The organism is Polynucleobacter sp. AP-Ainpum-60-G11 (assembly GCF_018688375.1).
In the GTDB taxonomy this organism is placed as follows: domain Bacteria; phylum Pseudomonadota; class Gammaproteobacteria; order Burkholderiales; family Burkholderiaceae; genus Polynucleobacter.
Genome location: NZ_CP061318.1, coordinates 1221195 through 1243758, shown reverse-complemented (window position 1 = coordinate 1243758; position 22564 = coordinate 1221195). Strand labels below are relative to the sequence as shown.

General features: G+C 46.9%; 23 protein-coding genes. 18 read left to right on the top strand and 5 right to left on the bottom strand.

Features of this window, described 5'->3' with window-relative positions; genetic code table 11:
* Window positions 1-24: 24 nt before the first annotated feature.
* The gene (locus FD971_RS06475) at window positions 25-1521 is read right to left on the bottom strand and encodes a glycosyltransferase family 39 protein (protein ID WP_215333452.1); all 1497 of its coding nucleotides are present in this window, start codon (window positions 1519-1521) and stop codon (window positions 25-27) included.
* Window positions 1522-1568: 47 nt separating this feature from the next.
* Here FD971_RS06475 and FD971_RS06470 point away from each other — a divergent pair, with 47 nt between their 5' ends.
* Window positions 1569-2375, top strand: a complete 807-nt coding sequence (locus FD971_RS06470; protein WP_215333451.1) for a DUF3047 domain-containing protein — start codon at window positions 1569-1571, stop codon at window positions 2373-2375.
* 1 nt (window position 2376) lies between these two features.
* Here the strand turns inward: FD971_RS06470 and FD971_RS06465 are convergent, their stop codons facing one another.
* Window positions 2377-4665 (bottom strand): cation-translocating P-type ATPase, encoded by a 2289-nt coding sequence (locus tag FD971_RS06465; RefSeq protein WP_215333450.1) that lies wholly within the window; start codon window positions 4663-4665, stop codon window positions 2377-2379.
* A gap of 73 nt (window positions 4666-4738) precedes the next feature.
* On the opposite strand from FD971_RS06465, the gene FD971_RS06460 reads away from it, so the two are divergent.
* The 14 genes from FD971_RS06460 (at window position 4739) to FD971_RS06395 (ending at window position 17462) form a co-directional block, all read left to right on the top strand.
* Window positions 4739-4933: a heavy-metal-associated domain-containing protein gene (locus FD971_RS06460; protein WP_215333449.1), complete on the top strand. Its 195-nt coding sequence runs from the start codon at window positions 4739-4741 to the stop codon at window positions 4931-4933.
* A gap of 66 nt (window positions 4934-4999) precedes the next feature.
* Window positions 5000-5647, top strand: coding sequence for a DUF47 domain-containing protein (locus FD971_RS06455; RefSeq protein WP_215333448.1), 648 nt, complete (start codon window positions 5000-5002; stop codon window positions 5645-5647).
* Window positions 5648-5658: 11 nt separating this feature from the next.
* Window positions 5659-6669 (top strand): inorganic phosphate transporter, encoded by a 1011-nt coding sequence (locus tag FD971_RS06450; RefSeq protein ID WP_215333447.1) that lies wholly within the window; start codon window positions 5659-5661, stop codon window positions 6667-6669.
* Window positions 6670-6807: 138 nt separating this feature from the next.
* The gene (apbC, locus tag FD971_RS06445) at window positions 6808-7902 is read left to right on the top strand and encodes an iron-sulfur cluster carrier protein ApbC (protein ID WP_371743025.1); all 1095 of its coding nucleotides are present in this window, start codon (window positions 6808-6810) and stop codon (window positions 7900-7902) included.
* A 6-nt stretch (window positions 7903-7908) separates the two neighbouring features.
* Entirely contained in the window at window positions 7909-8448 is a 540-nt protein-coding gene (locus FD971_RS06440; protein WP_215333445.1) for a DUF3305 domain-containing protein, read from the top strand.
* Entirely contained in the window at window positions 8448-9008 is a 561-nt protein-coding gene (locus FD971_RS06435; protein ID WP_215333444.1) for a DUF3306 domain-containing protein, read from the top strand. Before FD971_RS06440 ends, FD971_RS06435 begins: the two co-directional genes overlap by 1 nt.
* 10 nt (window positions 9009-9018) lie before the next feature.
* Window positions 9019-11109, top strand: a complete 2091-nt coding sequence (locus FD971_RS06430; protein WP_215333443.1) for a 4Fe-4S binding protein — start codon at window positions 9019-9021, stop codon at window positions 11107-11109.
* Window positions 11106-11750 (top strand): molecular chaperone, encoded by a 645-nt coding sequence (locus FD971_RS06425; protein ID WP_215333442.1) that lies wholly within the window; start codon window positions 11106-11108, stop codon window positions 11748-11750. The genes FD971_RS06430 and FD971_RS06425 overlap by 4 nt, the downstream gene beginning before the upstream one ends.
* Before the next feature lie 116 nt (window positions 11751-11866).
* Window positions 11867-12088 (top strand): formate dehydrogenase, encoded by a 222-nt coding sequence (locus FD971_RS06420; RefSeq protein ID WP_215333441.1) that lies wholly within the window; start codon window positions 11867-11869, stop codon window positions 12086-12088.
* A 62-nt stretch (window positions 12089-12150) separates the two neighbouring features.
* On the top strand, window positions 12151-15135 hold the full coding sequence (locus FD971_RS06415; protein WP_215333440.1) for a formate dehydrogenase subunit alpha: 2985 nt from the start codon (window positions 12151-12153) through the stop codon (window positions 15133-15135).
* Between the two features lie 27 nt (window positions 15136-15162).
* Window positions 15163-15822, top strand: coding sequence for a formate dehydrogenase FDH3 subunit beta (gene fdh3B, locus FD971_RS06410; RefSeq protein ID WP_215333439.1), 660 nt, complete (start codon window positions 15163-15165; stop codon window positions 15820-15822).
* On the top strand, window positions 15819-16055 hold the full coding sequence (locus tag FD971_RS06405) for a hypothetical protein (protein ID WP_215333438.1): 237 nt from the start codon (window positions 15819-15821) through the stop codon (window positions 16053-16055). Before fdh3B ends, FD971_RS06405 begins: the two co-directional genes overlap by 4 nt.
* A 47-nt stretch (window positions 16056-16102) precedes the next feature.
* Complete coding sequence (locus tag FD971_RS06400; RefSeq protein WP_215333437.1) at window positions 16103-17158, top strand: formate dehydrogenase subunit gamma; 1056 nt, start codon at window positions 16103-16105, stop codon at window positions 17156-17158.
* A gap of 10 nt (window positions 17159-17168) precedes the next feature.
* Window positions 17169-17462 carry a hypothetical protein gene (locus FD971_RS06395; protein ID WP_215333436.1) on the top strand — a complete coding sequence of 98 codons (294 nt, stop codon included), beginning with the start codon at window positions 17169-17171 and terminating at the stop codon, window positions 17460-17462.
* On the opposite strand, the gene FD971_RS06390 is transcribed toward FD971_RS06395, so the two are convergent.
* Window positions 17463-18173 (bottom strand): ATP-binding cassette domain-containing protein, encoded by a 711-nt coding sequence (locus FD971_RS06390; protein ID WP_215333435.1) that lies wholly within the window; start codon window positions 18171-18173, stop codon window positions 17463-17465. It abuts the gene before it with no gap.
* Window positions 18166-18861: an ABC transporter permease gene (locus tag FD971_RS06385; RefSeq protein ID WP_215333434.1), complete on the bottom strand. Its 696-nt coding sequence runs from the start codon at window positions 18859-18861 to the stop codon at window positions 18166-18168. The genes FD971_RS06390 and FD971_RS06385 overlap by 8 nt, the downstream gene beginning before the upstream one ends.
* A gap of 65 nt (window positions 18862-18926) precedes the next feature.
* On the opposite strand from FD971_RS06385, the gene FD971_RS06380 reads away from it, so the two are divergent.
* The 3 genes from FD971_RS06380 to cls are packed head-to-tail and all read left to right on the top strand — an operon-like array spanning window position 18927 to window position 21351.
* Complete coding sequence (locus tag FD971_RS06380) at window positions 18927-19127, top strand: hypothetical protein (RefSeq protein ID WP_215333433.1); 201 nt, start codon at window positions 18927-18929, stop codon at window positions 19125-19127.
* On the top strand, window positions 19127-19879 hold the full coding sequence (locus FD971_RS06375; protein WP_215333432.1) for an endonuclease/exonuclease/phosphatase family protein: 753 nt from the start codon (window positions 19127-19129) through the stop codon (window positions 19877-19879). Before FD971_RS06380 ends, FD971_RS06375 begins: the two co-directional genes overlap by 1 nt.
* Window positions 19876-21351 carry a cardiolipin synthase gene (gene cls, locus FD971_RS06370; RefSeq protein WP_215333431.1) on the top strand — a complete coding sequence of 492 codons (1476 nt, stop codon included), beginning with the start codon at window positions 19876-19878 and terminating at the stop codon, window positions 21349-21351. The genes FD971_RS06375 and cls overlap by 4 nt, the downstream gene beginning before the upstream one ends.
* On the opposite strand, the gene FD971_RS06365 is transcribed toward cls, so the two are convergent.
* Complete coding sequence (locus FD971_RS06365; protein ID WP_215333430.1) at window positions 21348-22532, bottom strand: CaiB/BaiF CoA-transferase family protein; 1185 nt, start codon at window positions 22530-22532, stop codon at window positions 21348-21350. The two genes, cls and FD971_RS06365, sit on opposite strands and share 4 nt — an antisense overlap.
* Window positions 22533-22564 lie beyond the last annotated feature (32 nt).

Here is a 22564-nt window from a genome sequence, read left to right as displayed (position 1 = left end):
AGCCTAAGGTCTTGAATTGGGGAATTAACGCGCTGCGCCGGCATCCCGCCAGTTCCGGCAGAGGCTATAGTCAAATTTAGATAAAACCTGCCCAAATCGGATGATTTCTAAGCTGTCTAAGGGTTCGCATCGCTCAAAGGCTGTATTCCCTTCGGTGGGTGGCTTAAATGCCATGCCAGACCAGTTGATTAACAAGACACTTGCACCGGCTGGTAATTGCCCAAACCAGAGGTCAAACTGATCTTGCCTTTGATCCAATACAAAAGTAGGTAATGGGCTGGCATACCAGGCAGCTCTGCTCCCCAAAGTCCAGTTTTGTACCGCAATACCGTTTACTTTGGTGGCTTGCGCTAGTTGGGCTGCTTTCTGGCCTGCAAGCTTCCAGCCATAGAGGTCAGCAATTGGGTTGGATTTGATAGCGGCAGTGCTGATGCCTCCTGCCAAAACAAAACCAAAACCTAGCAAGCAAATGACTATCTGCGCAATAGATAGGATGCGAATGGTTATGCGATGTTGCATAGCCCACGCTTTAGCTAGGCCAATGCCGGCGAATGGGGCCAGGCAAAACCAGGCCGGAGTGGTCCAGTGAGGCAGACTACCTCCTCCAGAGAGCGCAGCAAAAATTGTGAAAGGAATTGCAAAGAAGCTCAAGAGCGCAATCAGAACCAACTTTTGCGAATGAAGACAATATTTAAGAAAGATGTAGACGCCTAAAAGCACTAAGGGCCCAAAGCTCACAATCTGAATGCCCACAAAGGCTGCCACTCTGCGCCAAGCCCAGGCGCCACCACTGCCATGCGCAATTTGATATTTGAATGAGATCCAGTCATTGATCCAGTTCCAATACAGGACAGGACTAATCACTAGCAAAGCGATGACCGCGGCTATCCAAAAACCGACTTTGGTGATCCAGGCCTTCTTGGGTGAGGCCAAGAAAACAAAGAGCAGGGCAAATGCGGTAAACGCTGCGGTGTACTTGCTAAGACCTGCTAAGCCCAGTATCAAACCAGTCACGATCCAGTCGGCCAAGGAGAAGTGATCTCTTCGAGTCCAGCGTAAAGCCATCAACATCAAGCCAAGACTTAAGGGGGTAAGGAGCGTATCGGGCAAAAGACCGATTGCTAAAACATGGGGTAATGGGGCAACAACGATAGTTAAAACTGCCATCAATCCACAGAGATTGGCAGACGGCAGTGTGGTGGTTAAGTAGCCCGCATTGCGCCCCTGCAAGAGGTGGTGAATTTCTACAGCTACTTGGTATACCAAGAAAGTAGATAGCACCCAAAGCAATTCTGGGATTAGGCGAATGATTCCCTCGGATGAGGTCAATAAAACCAATGGCCACTGAATCCAACCCACTAGTGGTGGGTGGTCAAAATAACTCCAAGCGAGATGTTTAGCGTAGAGGGCATAGTGGGCCTCATCCACGGAAAACTCAACCGAGAAGCCAAGAGCTAAATGCACTAATGCAGCAATACAGATGCTGATAGCAGCCCAGCTAGAGGGTGATTGTTGGCGCATGCAATGATTTTAGACTTAGCGCTCCATTCTTTGGGACAATTCAAGTGATGCCTATAAATAAGCGCCTTCGATCCCTGTTGCTCTTGACTGCACTGGCTATGGCTTTAGCGGGCTGTGCGGGCTTAACCGGGAACTCCCTTGAGAATGAGGCTGGTCAAGCATTTAATGCTGATCAATTACCGGCGCAGGAGGATTTACCGAAATTCTCTGCAGAGAAGCCGCGAGATGGCATGCCGGATGGTTGGCATTTCTATCGAATAGCGCCTTATAAGAAGAATACGATTTACCGACTGGAGAAGTATCAGGGTCGCACAGTCCTGGCGGCCAATTCCAAAACATCAGCTTCCGGTCTTGCAGTCAAACTTCGCCCCCGCTCAGCACAAAACTTGATGCTTCAGTGGGAGTGGAAGGCGGTAGGTGCCATTCCTCAGGCAGACAATGCGGAGAGTCAGAATGACGATGCACCACTCCGTATTTTGGTGGCGTTTGACGGCAATAAATCAAAGCTTCCTTTAAAAGAAAAGCTCACCTTTGAGATGGCTAGTTTAATTAGCGGCCAAGAGATGCCTTATGCCACCGTGATGTATATCTGGTCAGGCAAAAATCCCGTGAATACGGTTTTAAACAACGCACATACGTCTCGCGTGAAGATGATTGTGGTTGACTCTGGTTGGGATGGTTTGGGTGAGTGGAAAAAGCATGAGCGAGATCTCGCTGCAGACTACAAGCTAGCCTATGGAGAGGCGCCAGGCAATATTATTGGCATTGCACTTCTCACCGATACAGATAACACTAAATCAGAGACACGTGCTCTCTACGGCGATATTGAGCTAGTTCGCAAGAATTCTAAATAGTTTAAGAACGCTGAGGATGCCAGCGCTTGAGAAGTAGGGCGTTACTCAAGACGCAGAAGCTAGAGAGAGCCATGGCACTTCCGGCAAGCATCGGGGATAGGTAACCCAAGGCTGCCAGCGGTATACCAATCGTATTAAATGCAAATGCCCAAAATAAATTTTGACGAATCTTATTCCAAGTCTTTTTGGAGATGTCAATTGCATCTGCCACCAAAGCAGGATCACCTCGCATTAAGGTGATGCCAGCGGCTTGCATTGCGACATCAGTCCCAGTGGACATCGCCATGCCAACATCCGCCATCGCAAGCGCTGGTGCATCGTTAATACCATCGCCAACCATTGCCACAAATTGTTTCTGACCTTCAGGGCCAATCTGTAAGCTATGGATGATTTCTGCTTTATTGCTCGGCATGATTTGCGCAAAGACTTTATCAATGCCGATAGTTTTTCCAACGCGGGTAGCCGCAGCCAAATTATCACCAGACAGCATGACTGTCCGAATATGTAATGCATGAAGTGCATCGACTGCTGATTGAGCATTTGGCTTCAGCTCATCCCCAAAGGCAATCACAGCAATTGGTGATGACACTTCGCTACCTTCACCACTTACATTCATTAAAACGGAAACAGTTTGACCATGCTCAAAACAAGCCTGTGCTTTTTGCAAAACAATATCGCGCTGAGAGCTTCCCTCGAGAGAAGCTACGCTTTGCAGGCGAAGTGTTTGACCCATAAAAGGACCTGCACTGGGTACACCCTCAATTCCAATACCAGGCAAGCCTTTGCTCGATGAGGTAGTAATTGGTGGGATCCCTTCATCCTTAGATGCACCCAAAAGCGCTTTAGCTAAAGGATGCTCGCTTCCCAATTGCAAGCCCGCAGCGGTAGCGAGGATTTGATTAGTGTCAGCAGGTGAATTATCAAATGGAATAAGGGCAAGCATGCGTGGCTTACCAATGGTTAATGTGCCGGTCTTATCAAAGGCAACGATATTGAGTTTATGAGCAAGCTCTAATACTTGGGGGTCTTTGATCAGAATGCCAAAGCGGGCGGCGATGCCAGTGCCGGCCATGATTGCCGCTGGTGTAGCTAAACCAAGTGCGCAAGGACAAGCAATGACTAGGACTGATACGGCACGTAAGATGGCGATAGAGATGGAGTCTAAGTAAAGCCAGTTGCCGATGCCAGTGATGAGCGCAAGAACAATTACGGCGGGGACAAAAATTGCGCTCACCTGATCAACCAACTTTTGAATTGGTGCCTTTTGGATTTGCGCTTCCTCTACTAAGTTAATGATTTGTGACAGTACGCTTTCAACACCAACAGCCTGAGCCAATATCACCAGAACGCCTTCACCATTTAAGGCGCCTCCAATCACTTTTGAGTCCAATGCTTTCTTAACGGGCTCACTCTCGCCAGTAAGAAGAGATTCATCTACATGGCTAGCGCCAAGCAGAATGACACCATCAACCGGAATGCGTTCACCGGGGAGTACCAAAACCCGATCGCCTGGAAGCACTTGATCCAAAGGTAAGTCACGGTATTGATCTGTGTCGATGCCTGTATTCATTTGAGGATCAACATCGGCACTTAAAACTTTTGCATGTTCTGGCCAGAGCTTTTGTAGGGCACGAATAGCTTCACTGGTTTGTTGCTTGGCGCGTGCCTCCAGCCATTTGCCCAATAAGACCATGCAAATAATGACGGCTGATCCCTCAAAATAGAGTTCATGCGCATGACTCGAAGTGAGCAATATATATAGACTGAGTCCGTAGGCAGCGCTAGTGCCGATTGCCACCAGCAGATCCATATTGCCGGCACCAGCCATCAAGGATTTGAAGCCCGCCCTATAAAAGCGCCATCCCAAGATAAATTGCACTGGAGTAGCCAAAGCCAGCTGCCACCAGCCCGATAAAGACCAATGAATGCCAAAAGGCATTAAGAACATCGGTAAGAAGAGGGGGGCGGAAAGCAAGAAGCTGAGGATGACGCGACCCAAGCCGTCAGCGGCCCAAAATGACTTGGCGTTTTTCTGATACAAATTACCGCGAGCTGAACTTTCTCTGGCTTCGTAGCCCGTCTTTTTAACCAGCGCGATGATCTCAGCTAGGCTAGAAGAACCACGTTTCACCCGAACTCTCGCCTGTTCTGTAGCCAAATTGACGGTGGCTGCCTCAACCCCCGGAATCTTATCTAAAGCTTTTTCAACCCGACTGACGCATGAGGCGCAGGTCATTCCGCCGATATCAAGGCTAAAAAACTCTGAATTGCTGGATTCTGTGGGGATCATGTAGAAGATAATCTACCGTAAGGTGAAAAAAGGCCATCAACAACAGTATTTTGACAGTTTTTAAGGGGTGACTATGTTTACGCTAAAGGTATCAGGAATGACTTGTGGTGGCTGTATTAATGCCGTGACCCGAGCGGTACAAGCCCAAGACCCCCAGGCTCAGGTACAGGCGGACTTGGCGACCCAGTTGGTGACGCTTGAAACAACTCTTTCCCCTGAATTAGCCGCCGGGCTTATAACAGAAGCTGGATTTCCCGTATCGAATTAAGGCATTGTTTAGAATGTGCTTAGCTTATTAAATCTCGCAGCTTTCGTTTCTAAAGGATCGTGAATTATGTTCTTCAGTAAGTTAATGCCTCACGATGGCAATTTCTTTGAATTGTTCAACGAACATGCTGTGCATATCGTCTCAGCATCTGAATCTTTCCTCAAATTCATCGAGCATTACAACGATGAAGCATTGCGTGCGAAATATACGCAAGAAGTGGATAGCGCAGAACATGCTTGCGATGATGTGGTGAAAGAAGTGCACCGTCGCCTCCACAAAACTTTCATTACTCCGATTGATCGCGATCAGATTTTTGACCTAATCAACACCATGGATGACGTTGCTGATTTGATTCAGAACGGCACCGAAGCAATGCATCTCTATAACGTTAAGCAGATGACCGATGAGATGCTCCATATGGCTGAGCTCTGTAACCAATGCTGTATTGGTATGAAAAACGCTGTTGGTATGCTTAAAGACATCTCTGATCCAGAAGTTGCTAAAGCAGCTTTAAAGACCTGTGATGAGATTGATCACTTGGAGTCTGGCGCAGACCGCTTGCTCTCAACTGCGATTACTAAATTATTCCGCGAAGATATCGAAGTGCGCGAACTGATTAAGCTGCAGCGTATTTATGAGTTGCTCGAAGAGGTTACCGATAAATGTGAAGACGTTGCCAATTTGGTTGAAGGCATCGTTCTTGAAAATTCTTAAGGTTAAATAAGTTGGCCTCAATAGAAGTCGCATTTTGGGTGGTAGCGCTTTTAGTAGCGCTAGCGTTGGCATTCGATTTCATGAATGGATTTCATGATGCTGCCAACTCGATTGCTACCGTTGTATCTACTGGGGTGCTCAAGCCTCAGCAGGCAGTTGTATTCGCTGCATTCTTTAACTTCCTAGCAATCTTCATTTTCCATCTCAGCGTTGCCGCTACGGTAGGTAAAGGGATTGTTCATCCTGCTGCAGTAGATTTGCATGTGATCTTTGGGGCCTTGGTGGGAGCCATCATCTGGAATGTGATTACTTGGTATTACGGCATTCCTTCAAGCTCTTCCCATGCGCTGATTGGTGGCCTCGTCGGGGCTGCCTTGCCTAAGGCTGGCGTTGATGGTTTGGTGTGGTCAGGAATTATCAAGACCGTGTCGTTTATCTTTATTTCACCAATGGTGGGATTCTTACTCGGCTCCTTAATGATGTTGTTGGTGGCTTGGGTTTGTCGCAACGCCAACCTTTCAAAAACAGATCGTTGGTTTAGACGCTTACAGCTAGTTTCCGCAAGCGCATATAGCTTGGGGCATGGTGGTAACGATGCCCAGAAGACCATCGGCATTATCTGGCTCTTGCTGATCATTACTGGTTACGCTGAAGCGGGCGCGAGTATGCCGCCTACTTGGACGATTATTTCTTGTTACATCGCTATTGCGATGGGCACGATGTTTGGTGGCTGGAGAATTGTTAAGACGATGGGTCAGAAGCTAACTAAGCTCAAACCTGTCGGTGGTTTCTGTGCGGAGACAGGCGGGGCAATCACCTTATTCATGGCAACGGCTCTTGGGGTTCCAGTATCTACTACCCACACAATCACTGGGGCTATTGTCGGTGTTGGCTCAACTCAACGCGCTAGCGCAGTTCGTTGGGGGGTTGCTGGCAATATCGTTTGGGCCTGGATCTTTACTATTCCTGCTACTGCCTTGATGTCTATGGCGGTTTACTACCTTAGCCTCCTCATTTTTTAAGTCGGTTCAACGGGATTTCCCAATCTCGTTTTAAGCAATTTTTTGCATGTGCGGTTAATCTACCCACTATTCCATTATTTGTAATACCTCCCAATAGACTTTATTGGGATCCCCTTGTGGGATTGTTCTTCTTAGGAGATGTCGGTGGCGCTTACTGTAGAGGCTGTGCAAGCAGCATTAAAGGGTTTAATTGACCCAAACACACAAATCGATTTTGTGTCGGCAAAGAGCGTCAAAAATCTGAAAGTCGATGGCGGCGATATTAGCCTAGATATCGTTTTGGGTTATCCAGCGAAAAGTCAGTTTGATGCTATTCGTAAATCCGTCATTGCGGTACTTCGTGAATTGCCTGAAGTTAAAAATGTGAGTGTTAATGTGAGCAGTCAAATCGTTGCACATGCTGTGCAGCGCGGCGTCAAGTTATTGCCGAATGTAAAAAATATTATTGCTGTTGCCAGTGGTAAGGGCGGGGTCGGAAAGTCTACTACTGCGGTTAACCTGGCTTTAGCTTTAGCAGCTGAAGGTGCTCAAGTAGGTATGTTGGACGCAGATATCTACGGTCCGAGTCAGCCAATGATGTTGGGTATCACCGGCAGACCAGAATCCATTGAAGAAAACACAATGGAACCAATGGAAGGTCACGGCCTTCAAGCAAGTTCAATTGGTTTCTTAATCGATGACGATGCGCCAATGGTGTGGCGTGGCCCGATGGTGACGTCTGCTTTAGAGCAATTACTGCGTCAAACCCGTTGGCGCGATCTCGATTACCTGATTGTGGATATGCCTCCTGGTACGGGTGATATTCAGTTAACGCTGGCTCAAAAGGTACCCGTTACTGGCGCAGTCATTGTGACTACCCCGCAAGATATTGCTTTGCTGGATGCGCGTAAGGGCTTAAAGATGTTTGAGAAGGTTGGTGTTCCGATCGTGGGCATCATCGAAAATATGAGCACCTATGTCTGCCCAAGTTGCGGTCATGAAGAGCATGTTTTCGGTACTGGCGGCGGCCAAAAGATGTGCAAAGAATATGGCGTTGATTTCTTGGGTGACTTACCCCTGAATTTATCGATTCGTGAGCAAGCGGATGCAGGTCGTCCAACAGTGGTAGCGGATCCTGATGGCGCGATCAGTGCGATTTATAAGACGATTGCAAGACGAGTGGCCATTAAGGTGGCGGCGCTTTCAAAAGACATGAGCAGTAAATTTCCTAACATCGTGGTTCAAAACACCTGAGGTCTTATGCGTTTTGCAGTGCTCATGCGTAAGCAGTCTGTTGATAACCCCTGGGTTTCCTTTCGTTGGGCACCTCAAGAGGTAATGCCAGACTTCGGGCAATTTACCAACGCAGTTAGCGCAGAGAACAAAATTGTTGGGCAGTTTTTAGGGCGCGATGATCAAGGTGAGTCTTGGTTATTTACTGGCTATGAGCTCAATCTTTTCCCGGATGAGGCTGAGGGCTACTACCTTAACCTCTCTGCTGTTCAGCCTTGTTGGTTTGTGATGTGGCGCCTGGAAGAGGATGTTGAGCGCTACGTGGATACTCAATCTATTGAGTTGGCTAAATCTGAAGCAACAATTGCAGTTCCACATCGCATTTGCGTAAGCTATAACGAAGCAGCGCGCTTGTTGGATGGTGGCGAATCAGTTGATAGCGTTCCCTTGTCTGCAGAACATGCTTCTTGGCTGCAAGAGTTTGTAAATGACAATTACCGACCTGAACCTAAGAAGCGTCATCGCCCCGAATCATTCAAGGGTGCTAATCGCGGGACGGAGGATTAATGGCTGGTGGATTTCTTAATCGTTGGTCGCGTCTGAAGTCTGGGGAGAACCTAGAGCCTGAGAAAAAAGTAGTCGATCAAACCAAGCCTGAGTTAACAAGCTCTCCTGAATTAAAGCAGGAGTCTGCTGACACTAAAGAACTTACGCCCTCGGCAACATTAGAGGATGTAGAAAAGATTGATCGATTTGCGCCTGACTTCTCGGCTTTTATGAAGCCAGATGTAGATCCTGCAGTTCAGCAGGCCGCCATGAAAAAGATGTTCTCTGATCCGCACTTCAATGTGATGGATGGTCTGGATATTTATATTGATGATTACTCTAAGCCAGATCCCATTCCACTGGAAATGCTCAAGCGCATGGTGCAATCGGACATGCTCAACATTTTCCGCAAGGATAGTGACGATGAGACCCCGGGCACCCAAACTGTTGCGAATAAAGAATCTGAGCCGGAAGAACAGGCTTTACCCCTAAGTCCACAGACTGATTTAACATCCACACCAGCAGCCATTCAGGAATCGGGAGATAAAGACCCCGTGCCCGTGGATAAGAAAACCAGTTAAGAAGAAATCAATGAGTCAAAAATTAGTCTGTAATTGCAATGGAACCATGCCTTTGGATTCAAAGGTCCTTGGCGTCACCATGCACACCTCCTTATGTAGGCAGGAAATTGGCTCAGTCATTAAGGCATTTGATGGCAGCGACTCTATCGTGATTGCCTGTACTCAAGAACGTGCTTTATTTGGTGAGTTGGCTGAGCAATCAGAAAAGCCTTTGGTAGCACCATTACGTTTCGTCAATATTCGTGAAGTAGCTGGTTGGACTCAAGAGGCTAAAACCTCCACACCGAAGATCGCTGCATTGCTTGCCTTGGCCGATATGCCGGAGGCAGAGCCTGTACCGGTCGTAAATTATGAAAGCCAAGGTCGCTTACTAATTGTTGGCCCTGGAGACCAAGCTTTGCCTTGGGCTGAAAAGCTCAGCGACTCTCTCGACGTATCTGTTTTATGTACAGAACCGGGCGCGTTGCCGATTGCAAGAAACTTCCCGATCTATACAGGCGAAGTCGTTAAGTTAGATGGTTATCTGGGTAAATTTTCTGTCGATTGGAATTTGCAAAACCCGATCGATCCAGAAATGTGTACTCGCTGTGGTGCCTGTGTTGAGGTTTGCCCAGAAGGTGCAATTGATGATTCATTTCAGATTGACTTAGATAAATGTAAATCCCACCGCGCTTGTGTCACTGCCTGCGCTGGTATTGGTGCGATTAATTTTGATCGAGTAGAACGTCAGCGTAATGCTGAGTTTGATTTGATTATGGATCTGCGTGCTGATCCGAAGATGCGTATGAGCCAAACTCCTCAAGGCTACTTTGCTCCCGGAAAAGATCCTCTTGAGCAAGCTTTGGTAGCAAATCAATTGTTGGGTTTAGTTGGTGAATTTGAAAAGCCTAAATACTTTTCTTATACCGAAAAGATTTGCGCGCATGGCCGCAATGGCAAAGTAGGATGCAGTGCTTGTATTGATGTCTGTTCTACAGGCGCCATCTCCTCATTGTTTAAGAATGGACTGGGCACCGTAGAAGTTAATCCTAATTTATGTATGGGCTGTGGAGCTTGCTCAACAGTTTGCCCATCAGGTGCGATGCGCTACAACTATCCAAGCGTCAGTCATCAGGGTAAAGAGATTAAAACTCTCGCGAATGTATTTACTGCCGAGAGCGCCAAGATCAAACAGGCGCAAGCACCTGCGTTGCTCTTGCATACACTTAAGACTGGAACTCAAGCTGTAGATTCTCTTGGGCGCTTGGCCCATTTAAGACCAAAGCAGTTTGAGGGATTGCCATCTTTCGTACTACCTTATGGAATCGAGCACATTGCATCCACTGGTTTGGACTTGTGGCTTGGTGCACTGAGCTATGGTTTTGGTGAGGTGATTCTTCTGCTGACTGGCGATGAAGACCCAGCCTATCGCGCAGCACTTGAAACACAAGTTGATTTGGGTAATGCAATTTTGGTGGCGTATGGATTTGATGCCAGACTTTCACTAATTCAACTTACTTCCGCTGATGATCTGCAGCCCATATCAGCAGCAATGGGTAAGCTGCGTCAGCGTGGCGCTCTGCCAGCCATTTGTTCGCCTGCCAGTTTTGGTCTAGGTAATCAGAAGCGTGAAACAGTTGAAATGGTTTTAGAGCACTTACAAAAGCAAGCTAAAGCACCGCTTCCAGCAGGTGGCGCTGCTTTGCCAAAATCATCCTTCTTGGGTGGCCTGAATATCAATAAGGATGCCTGCACGCTTTGCATGTCTTGTGTGGGAAGTTGTCCTGAAGGTGCTTTGTTGGATAACCTGGATGAACCCAAACTTTCCTTTATTGAGAAGAAGTGTGTCCAATGCGGTATCTGCGTTCAAACTTGCCCAGAAAAAGCCTTGTCCTTAGCGCCTCGCTTGCAAACTGTAGAGGAGCGCAAGCAAAGGGTAGAGCTCAATGAGACCAAACCTTTTCATTGCATTAGTTGTGGCAAGGTCTTTGGAACGGCGAAGATGGTAGATCTGATGCTAGTTAAGTTGGGTGCGCATGGTGCCTTTGCTGGAGCAGGGTTGGATAGACTCAAGATGTGTGGGGATTGTCGCGTTGTCGATATGGTGAAGAAAGAGCTATGAGTGAACAGATAAAAGAGGCTGCCTCTACTGAGGTGGGCGATGTGGGTTTGCCTGAGGATTTGGCCAGGGCAGATTTATACGGCTTAATTGCAAGACTCTTTCATCAACCACCCGATCAAGAGTTATTGGATCAAATTGCCGCCTCCATTCCGGATGGTCAAGAAAGTCAGGCCGATGATGCGCCTCTGGCCAAAGTGTGGAATAGCGTAGTAGAGGTTGCCAAAAATAATCCTGCCAAGGCTTGGCATGAAGAATTTGATCGCAACTTCATTAGCGTAGGTCGTCCCAATGTGATTCTGAACGGCTCTTTTTATATGGCGGGCCATTTAAACGAGAAGCCTTTAGTAGACATCCGCCGGGCTTTAGATACTTTTGGCCTTGAATCTGCTGAAGAGGTTACTGAGACTGAGGATCACCTATCCGCTTTATGTGAGGTCATGCGATACCTCATCGCGGGGGATGATGTAGAAATTTCAAACCTCACAAATCAAAGGGTCTTTTTCAATGACCACATTCGTCCTTGGTATGACGAATTGTGCGATGCAATAGAAAATATTCAAGACATGCATCTGTATCACCCAGTCGCCGCTTTAACTAGAGAATTTCTCGCGATTGAAGGGCAGAGTTTCGACATGATTTAATGTTGCGTTGCACAAGAGGAAAACCCCTAGAAGAAAAATAATTCCAAATATGCAAAAAATACAATTACCAATTACACTTTGATTCATATCAAATTTGCACTAATTAGGAGCATGCGATGACTACAAAATCCGCAACTGCAGTAAACGAAGACAACAAGCCTTCGCGCAGAAAGTTTTTTATCGGAGCGGGTGCCACAGTTGGTGCTGTTGCTGTTGCTTCGCAAACTTCAATCGGTAAAGCAGTTGTTCAAGAAATTGGCAGTACTGTTCAGGGCAAAGACGATGGTTATCAATTGTCTGCGCACATTCGTAAGTATTACGAAACCACCATGCTTTAAACCCAGTTGTGAATGAAGTCGTTTCCAAATAATTAAATAAAAATATTTTTCAGGGACAACATATGAGTCTGACTCGTAAATCCAATACCCCACAGAGCGGTCGCTCTACACCTGCATCCCGCCTCATCGGTAGCTTGTCACGTGGACTTCAATCCGCTGTGCCAACGATGGATCGTCGCACCTTCCTCAAGCGCTCAGGAGTTGGCGTTGGTGCTGGTATCGCGGCAAGCCAGTTGAGCTTGGTGCAAAAAGCGGTTGCTGAGCCAAGCAAAGCGATGCTGGACGGCAAGGGCAAGATTGAGGTGAAGAGAACGATTTGTACCCACTGCTCCGTAGGTTGCGCTACTGACGCGACTGTTGAGAACGGTGTTTGGGTTCGTCAAGACTCCGCATTTGATTCCCCGATTAACTTGGGTGCTTATTGCGCTAAGGGCGCATCTTTGCGTGAGCACGGACATGGAGATTTCCGTCTTCGTTATCCAATGAAGTTGGTTGATGGGAAGTATCAAAGAATTTCTTGGGACCAGGCTTTGACTGAAATTACTGCGCAGATGAAAGATTTGCGTAGCAAGTACAGCCCAGACTCATTGTTCTTTATTGGCTCTTCAAAGCATAACAACGAGCAAGCTTACTTAATGCGTAAGTGGGTTTCTTTCTTCGGAACTAACAACACAGACCATCAAGCGCGTATCTGTCACTCCACTACAGTTGCCGGTGTTGCAAACACCTGGGGCTATGGTGCGATGACTAATAGCTATAACGACATGATGAATGCCAAGGCAGCTTTGTACATTGGCTCTAACGCTGCAGAAGCGCACCCAGTGTCTATGCTCAGCTTGTTGCATGCAAAAGAAAACGGTTGCAAAGTCATCGTAGTTGACCCACGCTATACCCGTACTGCAGCTAAGTCTGATCAGTATGTTCGTATTCGTTCTGGTTCTGATATTCCATTCTTGTTTGGTGTTCTGTATCACATCTTTAACAATGGCTGGGAAGATAAGAAGTACATCAATGACCGTGTTTACGGCATGGATGAGATCCGCAAAGAAGTGATGGAGAAGTGGACTCCAAAGAATGTTGAAGAAGCTTGCGGTGTTCCAGAGGCTCAGGTTTACAAAGTTGCTGAAACAATGGCGAAGAATCGTCCAAGCACTTTGGTCTGGTGTATGGGTCAAACACAGCACACCATTGGTAATGCCATGGTTCGTGCGTCTTGCATCCTGCAATTGGCTTTAGGCAACATCGGCAAGTCCGGTGGTGGCGCAAACATTTTCCGCGGTCACGATAACGTTCAAGGTGCAACTGACGTAGGTCCAAACCCAGACTCATTGCCTGGCTACTATGGCCTTGCAGCAGGTTCATGGAAGCACTTTGCAACAGTGTGGGGTGTTGACTATGAGTGGATCAAAGGTCGCTATGCACCAGACATGATGGAGAAGTCCGGTACTACGGTTTCTCGTTGGGTTGATGCGGTGCTTGAAAAGAATGACATGATTGATCAGCAAACCAACGTAAAAGGTTTGTTCTTCTGGGGTCATGCACCAAACTCACAAACTCGCGGCTTAGATATGAAGCGCGCGATGGATAAGTTAGATTTATTGGTTGTTGTTGATCCTTATCCAAGTGCTACAGCCGCAATGGCAGCAATGCCACCTGCAGAAGGTCAGACAGTAAACAAAAATCGCAATGTTTACTTATTGCCAGCTACAACTCAGTTTGAAACAACCGGTTCAGCTACTGCTTCAAACCGCTCATTGCAGTGGCGTGAGAAAGTGATTGATCCATTGTTTGAGTCTGTTCCTGACCACGTCATCATGCAAGCATTTGCTGATCGCCTTGGTTTCGGTGAAGAGCTTTCAAAGAACTACAAGATGCTCAATTCCAAATTTGCTGGTAAGCAGTGGAAAGAGCCTGAAATTGAATCCATCTTGCGCGAAATTAATCGTTCAGTATGGACAATTGGTTACACCGGTCAAACTCCTGAGCGCTTAAAGGCTCACATGAGAATGGCGGGAGTATTTGATCCGAAGACATTGAAGTCACGCGGTGGCGTTGACCCGGTAACTGGTTACGACACAACGGGTGATTACTACGGCTTGCCTTGGCCTTGCTACGGCACTGCTGCCATTAAGCATCCAGGCTCACCAAACCTCTACGACACTAGCAAGAGCGTTATGGAAGGTGGCGGTAATTTCCGTGCCAACTTTGGTGTTGAAAAAGATGGTAAGAATTTATTGGCAGAAGATGGTTCTTATTCCAAAGGTTCAGCAATCACCACTGGCTATCCAGAATTTGATCACGTGCTCGTGAAAAAACTCGGTTGGTGGAATCAGTTGACTGAGGAAGAGCAAAAGCTTGCCGAAGGTAAAAACTGGAAGACTGACTTATCTGGCGGTATCCAACGCGTAGTAATGAAAAACGGTTGCCATCCATTTGGTAACGCAAAAGCGCGTGCAGTTGTATGGAACTTCCCAGATGCAATTCCAACTCACCGCGAAGCGCTCTACAGTACCAATGAGCCGATGATGCGTAAGTACCCAACATCTGCGGACAAGAAGAATTTCTGGCGCTTGCCGACTCTCTACAAAACAGTTCAGGATAAGAACTTGAATGAGAAGCTCTACGAGAAGTTCCCAATCATTCTGACCTCCGGTCGTTTAGTTGAGTACGAGGGTGGAGGAGACGAAACTCGTTCCAACCCATGGTTGGCTGAGTTGCAACAAGAAAACTTTGTGGAGATCAATCCTAAAGCCGCAGAAGATCGTGGCATTAAGAATTGGGATTACGTATGGGTTAAGTCACCAACGGGTGCCAAGATCAAAGTGCGTGCATTGGTAACCCCACGTGTTGATCAAGGTACTGCATTCGTACCATTCCACTTTGCCGGTTGGTGGCAAGGTAATGACTTGCGCAAATATTACCCAGAGGGCGCTGCCCCAGTAGTTCAAGGTGAAGCGGTGAATACTGCAACTACCTACGGCTACGACCAGGTAACGATGATGCAAGAAACTAAAACCACCATGTGCCAAATCGAAAAATTTGCCTAAGTTAAAAAATAAAGTCAGGAGAACATCATGGCAAGAATGAAATTTATTTGCGATACAGAACGATGCATTGAGTGCAACGGCTGTGTCACAGCTTGTAAAAACGATAACGAAGTACCTTGGGGTATTACTCGTCGCCGCGTTGTAACGGTGAATGACGGCGTAATTGGCCAAGAGAAATCTGTATCAGTTGCTTGTATGCACTGCTCAGATGCGCCTTGTATGGCTGTCTGTCCAGTGGATTGCTTCTACCGTACCGATGAAGGTGTCGTATTGCATGACAAAGACATCTGTATCGGTTGTGGTTACTGCTCTTTTGCCTGCCCATTTGGTGCTCCTCAGTTCCTGAGCAAGGGTGCCTTTGGTTCCCGCAGCAAGATGGACAAGTGCACATTCTGTAGTGGTGGTCCAGAAGCAAACGGTAGCGTTGCTGAGTTTGAGAAGTATGGCCGTAACCGCTTGGCTGAAGGTAAGTTGCCTTTATGTGCCGAGATGTGTTCAACCAAGGCATTGATTGGTGGCGATGACGAAGTGATTTCTTCAATTTACGCTAAACGAGTATCAGTTCGTGAAGCGAATGGCAGATACCCAAGTAACGACATCTTTGGTTGGTCAACAGCTTATGGTCCTTCAGGATCACCTGCACCTAAACCAACACCTGCTGACAAAATTCCAGGAGCAAAGTCATGAAATTGAATTTCAAAACTCTCGGTTTATGTTTAGCGGCTGGTGCTTTCTTGGTTGCCTGCTCAGAGCCTCCTGAAATTGCAGCGAAAGCTGCAAAGCGTCCTGACGTAGCCCCTTACATGGGTGCTGACAATGGATTTATGACAAAGGGCTGGACTCCGGGTGATCAAGCTAGTTGGACGGAGGCGATTAACAAGCGCAATCAGAAACAATCTGAGTATTCACGCGCTAAGTGATCAGTTAAACAACAATAAATAAAACGAAAACGTTTAAGGATATTTGTATGAATCGATCATTTTCAAGTGTTAGTCGCTCATGGTTGCTGGCCCTGGGTGTATCACTTAGCTTATTGAGTGGTGTGAGCTTGGCCGATCGCGCGCCAATGCAACCATTGCCATCACCAAGTGGAATTGATATTCCAAAAAATCTCAATGCGATTCCTAATGGAACTCAAGCTCAATCACAGCCAGCAAATACAGCTCCAAAAGAGGGTGCTATCTGGGATACAGCTAACAGCGATCCTTACAACTACGTCAGCATTCCTGATAAAGAGGCAAGTGTATTGATTCAGCGCTCTGGTCAGCAATGGCGCTTGATTCGTAATGGTGTGATTACTGTGTATGGCGGCTGGTTGCTTGCACTTGCATTCTTCGGTGTGATTGCAATGTATATGGTTAAAGGCCCAATCAAGTTGCATGAGCCTTTATCTGGTACAAAGATTAAGCGTTTTAATGGCTTTGATCGTCTCACTCACTGGACTATGGCATTTAGCTTTATTGCTCTTGCATTTACTGGCCTTTTGATTTTGTACGGCAAGTTCTTTGCAATGCCATTGATGGGTGGTGCGGCTTACGGCGCATTCTTGATGCTTTGCAAAAACATCCATAATTTCACTGGTCCATTGTTCACATTAAGCATTGTCATTTTCTTCTTCCTCTTTGTTCGTAAGAACATTTTTGGAGAAGGCGATATGGCTTGGTTGATGTCATTCGGTGGAATCTTCTCTGGTAAGCATGTGCCAGCTGGTTTCTTTAACTTTGGTGAGAAGTTCTGGTTCTGGTTTGGCATGGTATTCCTAGGCTTGATTATTTCTGCCTCAGGATTTGTGCTCGACATGATCGTTCCATTCATGGATATCCAATACTTGCGCGGCACTATGCAGTTGGCTAACATCATTCATAGCTCTGCTGCTATCTTGATGACAGCAATGGCGATGGGTCATATCTACATCGGTACAGTTGGTATGCAGGGTTCAATCGATGGTATGAAGACTGGCTACGTTGATGCAACTTGGGCTAAAGAACACCATGAAATTTGGTACAACAAGATTAATAAATAAGGACAAAGCCATGAAAAAAATCATCGCTTTCACACTCTGTTCATTTGCAACCGCGGCTGCATTTGCCGCCTTGCCACCTTTAACGCCTGAAGCTCAAGAGGCTGCAACCTTGGCAAAAGCTAAGACTGCATATGGAGATAAGGTTGGTGCATTCAAGTTATGCCAGGCGCAAAATCGAGTGGCCGACCAATTTAGAGTACCTGGCACTCCAGCTCCAGCAGCTTGTGTAGCTCCGCCACCATTCGTGGCACCAGTGGCAGCAGCTGCAGCTGCAGCTCCTGCGCCAGCACCAGCAGCAAAGTAATTAGTCTGAAAGTAACTCTTGATGTAAGTAGCGCTTAGCTGCTTGAGTCTGAGGATCAGCAAAGAAAGGACCTACGGGTCCTTTTTCTTTTATCTGACCCTGATCGATGAAGACGATGTATTCAGCCAACCTTTGTACTTGCGCAAGCTGATGTGAAGTAAAAATCACATTCGTGCCATTGCTCTGAAAATGACGAATGATTTCTTCAACTTGCTCAGTGGTGTTTGGATCAAGATTGGCTGTAGGCTCATCGAGTAAAACTAAATTGGGTTTTTGCAAAATGGCTCTCCCAAGACAAAGCTTTTGTCTTTCACCTGCTGATAGTTTGTGGGCAGGACTGTTGGCAAGATGACCTAAGCCAATCTGCTCAATGACTTCATCAATTTGGATTGAACCAATAGAAGAATCTGAGTCCCTCACCATAGCAAGATTGGTTCTTGCTGAGGCTTTAATCATGGGTGTGTGGTGCAGCACCAAAGATGAGCGGTTATTCCCACATGAATAATCCACCGTGCCTGAATCGGGCTTAATCAAGCCATCCAACAGTTTTAATAAGGTCGTCTTTCCAGCGCCGTTGGGCCCAATGCAGGCGCAAATGCGATCAGCAGGGATTAAGGCATGGGGAATATCCAAGATGACTCGCCCATTACTTTTGACGATGATGTCTTTTAATTCAATGAATTGTGCAAATTGTTCGTTGGCATTAACCATAGCGACGCTCCGCAACTTGACGGACTGCAAATGTGAAGAGATTTGCTAACAGCACTATGCCAAGCAAAACAATGCCCAGGGCAAGTGCTAGGGGGAGGTCGCCCTTACTAGTTTCAAGCGCAATTGCTGTGGTCATGGTGCGCGTGTAATGGTCAATATTGCCACCGACAATCATGACCGCTCCGACCTCGGATATTGCTCTAGCCAGTCCAGCCAGCACGGCAATTGTCAGGGAAAAACGGCAGTCCCAGATCAGCCATTTCAGTGAAGAAAGTCTGGGCAAGCGAAGAGCCATAAATGAGTCTCTATGAATTCTCCAGGAATCTTCCAGAATTTGGCGGCTTAGGGCGGCTATTAAGGGGGTTGTGAGTAGTGTTTGGGCGAGGATCATGCCTTTGGGCGTAAAAAGCCATCCCCAGACACCTAAAGGCCCTGTTCGGGAGAGTAAGAGGTAAACCACAACGCCTACGATGACTGTCGGAACGCCCATAAGGGTATTTAAGGTAACTGTGATCGTCTTTTTGCCAATGAATTCTTCGGTTGCTAAAACCGCTCCCAAGGGCAGACCAATGAGGGTGCCGAGCAGGAGTGCCGACAAGCTAACCTGAAGGGAGACTAAAACGATCCCAATTACCCCGGCATCTAAGTGCGTGAGAAGTGTGAGGGCGTCCTGAAAGGTCGTAAACATGGGCTTGATTCTAGCAAGGCAATGGCAAAATGGCATAAATGCAAACAATTTCCCTTTTTTAACTCATGGCTGAAGTCATTTGCCTCTGTAATGAGGTCCTCGATGTCGATCTTCGTGAATATCTCGACGAGCATCCGATCGACTCCATTGATGAGTTGCGTGAGCAGGCCTCGATTTGCAATAAGTGCATGCAATGCCAGGATTTAGTTGAAGGTGAAATTTATTTGGCGCGTGTAAGGCGACAACGCGCTGCGGGGCAGTTTTAATGACGCAAGTGCAGTTAGGTCGATTTAGTGTCATGACAATCAATGTGCATAAGGGTCTTTCTCCCTTACATAGAAAATCTACTATTTACGAGCTTCGTCAAAAAATGCGTAGCCACCATCCAGATTTACTTTTTCTGCAGGAACTTCAACAGGAGCATCGCGGCCGCATTCGACGATTTGGTCAGTGGCCATTGACGGAGTTAACTCATTTTTTTTCGGAAGACTTTTGGCATGATTGGCATTACGGTAAAAACGTCGAGTATCCCGATGGGCATCATGGCAATGCGATCCTTTCTAAAAGACCTTTGCATAAGGGCGAGAACTACGATATCTCTGCTTATCGATTTGAAAGGCGCGGCTTACTTCACAGCATTACTCAATTAGAGGGTGTGCCAACGCCGATCCATTGTTTTTGCGTGCATCTCGCTCTATTTGAAAGAGGGCGTGAGCGTCAATTAGATGAGATCATTCGCTACATTGATTCACTGGCGAATGGTGGCCCAACAATTGTGGCTGGGGACTTTAATGATTGGCGGAATCGCGTGAGCGCCCCGATGCGAGCGGCTGGTTTTAGTGAAGTCTTTGAAGCACTTACTGGCGCCCCCGCAAAAACCTTCCCCAGTGTGAAGCCAATGCTTGCGATGGATCGAATTTATGTGCGGGGTTTAAAAATCCATTCTGCAGAAGTGTTGCATGAATGGCTGAAATTATCAGATCACTTAGGTATTGCAGCAGAACTGGAAATCATATGAGCGTATTAAATTATCTACTGGGGTCTATTTTTGGCTTCTCCTTCATTTGGGTTCCGATAGCACATGCCATTATTGTGATCCTATTCGGATTTAGATTGATCTCCGTCAGAAGACCAGTAGGCGTTGTGCTTGCCTGGTTTTTGATTGTGATTCTCTTTCCATTGATTGGAATTAGTTTATATATTTTGATTGGTGAGCGCCCTGTTGGTCGCAAGCTCACTCGGAAAATTATTCGTATGGACAAAGAGTACGCTGCCATTACTGAGACTATGCGCAAGCGCTATCAGGCTGATAGGCAATTACTCCCAACTGAAGGCAGAGCCTTAAGTCTCTTAGCCGAGTCAATGAATGGCTCGCCGGTAATCGCAGGTAATCAGATTGAATTATTCACCAGCTCCCTGAAGATCTTGCAGTATTTCATTGATGAGATTAATCAAGCAAAGAAAACACTGCATTTAGAGTTCTATATATGGGCTTTAGGTGGAGACGCGGATCGGGTTGGCGAAGCCTTAATTGCTGCTGCTCAACGCGGTGTTGCTTGCAAGGTGTTATTGGACTCCTTGGGTAGTAAAGACTGGTTTAAATCTACCTGGCCAAGTCGCTTCAGAAAATCTGGTATCGAGGTCACAGAAGCTTTGCCAATTCAGGTTGGCCGCTTTCAATTTCGGCGTGCCGACTTAAGACTGCATCGTAAGATATTCGTGATTGATAACACCATCGTGTGGACTGGCAGTATGAATATGGTGGATCCGCGCACTTTCAAGCAGGACTCGGGCGTAGGTGAGTGGGTGGATGCCATGGTCAGAATTGAAGGCCCAGTTGCATCGCAGTTTGAGCTGACATTCTCATTTGACTGGAGTGTAGATAACCCTAAAATTACACACTTCACCGAAGTTATGCCGGCCTCTAGTCAATTGGAAGGCAAGGTATTGGCTCAAGAGTTTTCATCCGGCCCTGTCTATCGCGACGATATCTTGTATCAGGTTCTACTCTCAGCCATCATGGATGCGCGTGAGGAGCTCACTATTACGACGCCATACTTTGGCCCAGACGATGGTTTGATTCAGGCCTTGATGGCAGCTGCAGGTCGGGGCGTTAATGTAACCCTCATTGTTCCTAAATTAAATGATTCCACATTGGTCGCTTGGAGTAGCCGCAGCTTTTATGCTGATCTCATGAGTGCTGGTGTCAATATCGCTGAATTTCATGGCGGCCTATTGCATACGAAGAGCTTATTAATAGATAAGCGTGTAGCGATCTTTGGTTCAGTCAATTTCGATCAACGCAGCTTGCGTCTTAATTTTGAAATTAGCTTAATCGTATATAACGATGAGTTTTGCGCCAAACTCGAAACTTTGATTGACTCCTACTTGGCTCAATCAGATATGGTGAATCCAGTAAGCTGGGCTAAGCGACCACGGTGGCGCGTCTTGCTAGAGAACGCTGCGCACTTAGCCTCACCCTTGCTTTAAATTGCTCCTTGCGCTCGCATAGCCTCAATCTCGCTCGCGGCAATACCAAGTTCACCTAAGATTGCATTGGTGTGTTGACCTACCGATGGGATTTCATCCATGCGGTAGTCGTAGCTGTCATTGGTGCCAGGAGGTAGCATGGCTGGAATGGAGCCTACAGGCGAACCAACTTGTACCCAACGATCTCGAGCTTTAAGTTGTTCGTGATTCCATAAGCCCAGCATATCGTTGAGGCGAGCATTTGCAATTTGGGCCTTATCTAGCTTTGCAATCACCTGTTCAGTAGTCAGCTGACTAAAGCAGGCATCAATGATCGAGAGCAGTTCATCGCGCTTTTCATTGCGTTTAAAGTTTTTATCAAAGCGCTCATCTTTGGCTAGAGCTTGATTCTCGAGCACTACTTCGCAGAATAAAACCCACTCACGGTCGTTTTGTAGACCCAGCATTACAGTACCACCGTCGCCAGCTTTAAAGGGACCATAGGGATAAATTGTGGCATGGGATGCACCATTGCGAGGGGGTGGTGTAGCACCTTCATACGCGTAGTAAAGCGGGTAGCTCATCCATTCGCCTAAAGACTCCAGCATTGAGACATCGATAGTGGACCCTTTTCCAGTCTTACCTCTTTGCAGTAGCGCAGCCAATACGTTGGTATAGGCGTACATGCCTGCAGCAATATCGGCAATCGAGTTGCCAGCCTTACTGGGTGTTTCTGGAGTGCCAGTCACTGATAAAAATCCAGCCTCACTTTGAATTAGGAGATCGTAAGCTTTCTTATCTCGATAAGGACCATTATTTCCATAGCCTGAGATGTCGCACAAAATCAAACCTGGATTATCTTTTTGCAAGAGCTCTGCAGTCAGTCCCATACGCGCAGCTGCACCGGGCGCTAAGTTCTGCACTAATACATCCGCTGTTTTGAGGAGTGCCTTGAGGGCTGCTAATGCTGAAGCTTGTTTGAGATCTAAGGTCAAACTTTCTTTGGAGCGATTGACCCAAGTGAAGTGAGAGGACATCCCATTGACGCGCTCATCATAGGCGCGGGCGAAGTCTCCAGCACCAGGCCTTTCTACCTTGATTACACGTGCACCCAAATCTGCCAATTGGCGTGTACAAAATGGGGCTGCAATAGCGTGTTCTAAAGAAACTACGGTAATGCCATCTAGAGGCCGAATACTCATGTAATTACATATCCAAAACTGTATTAATCAAA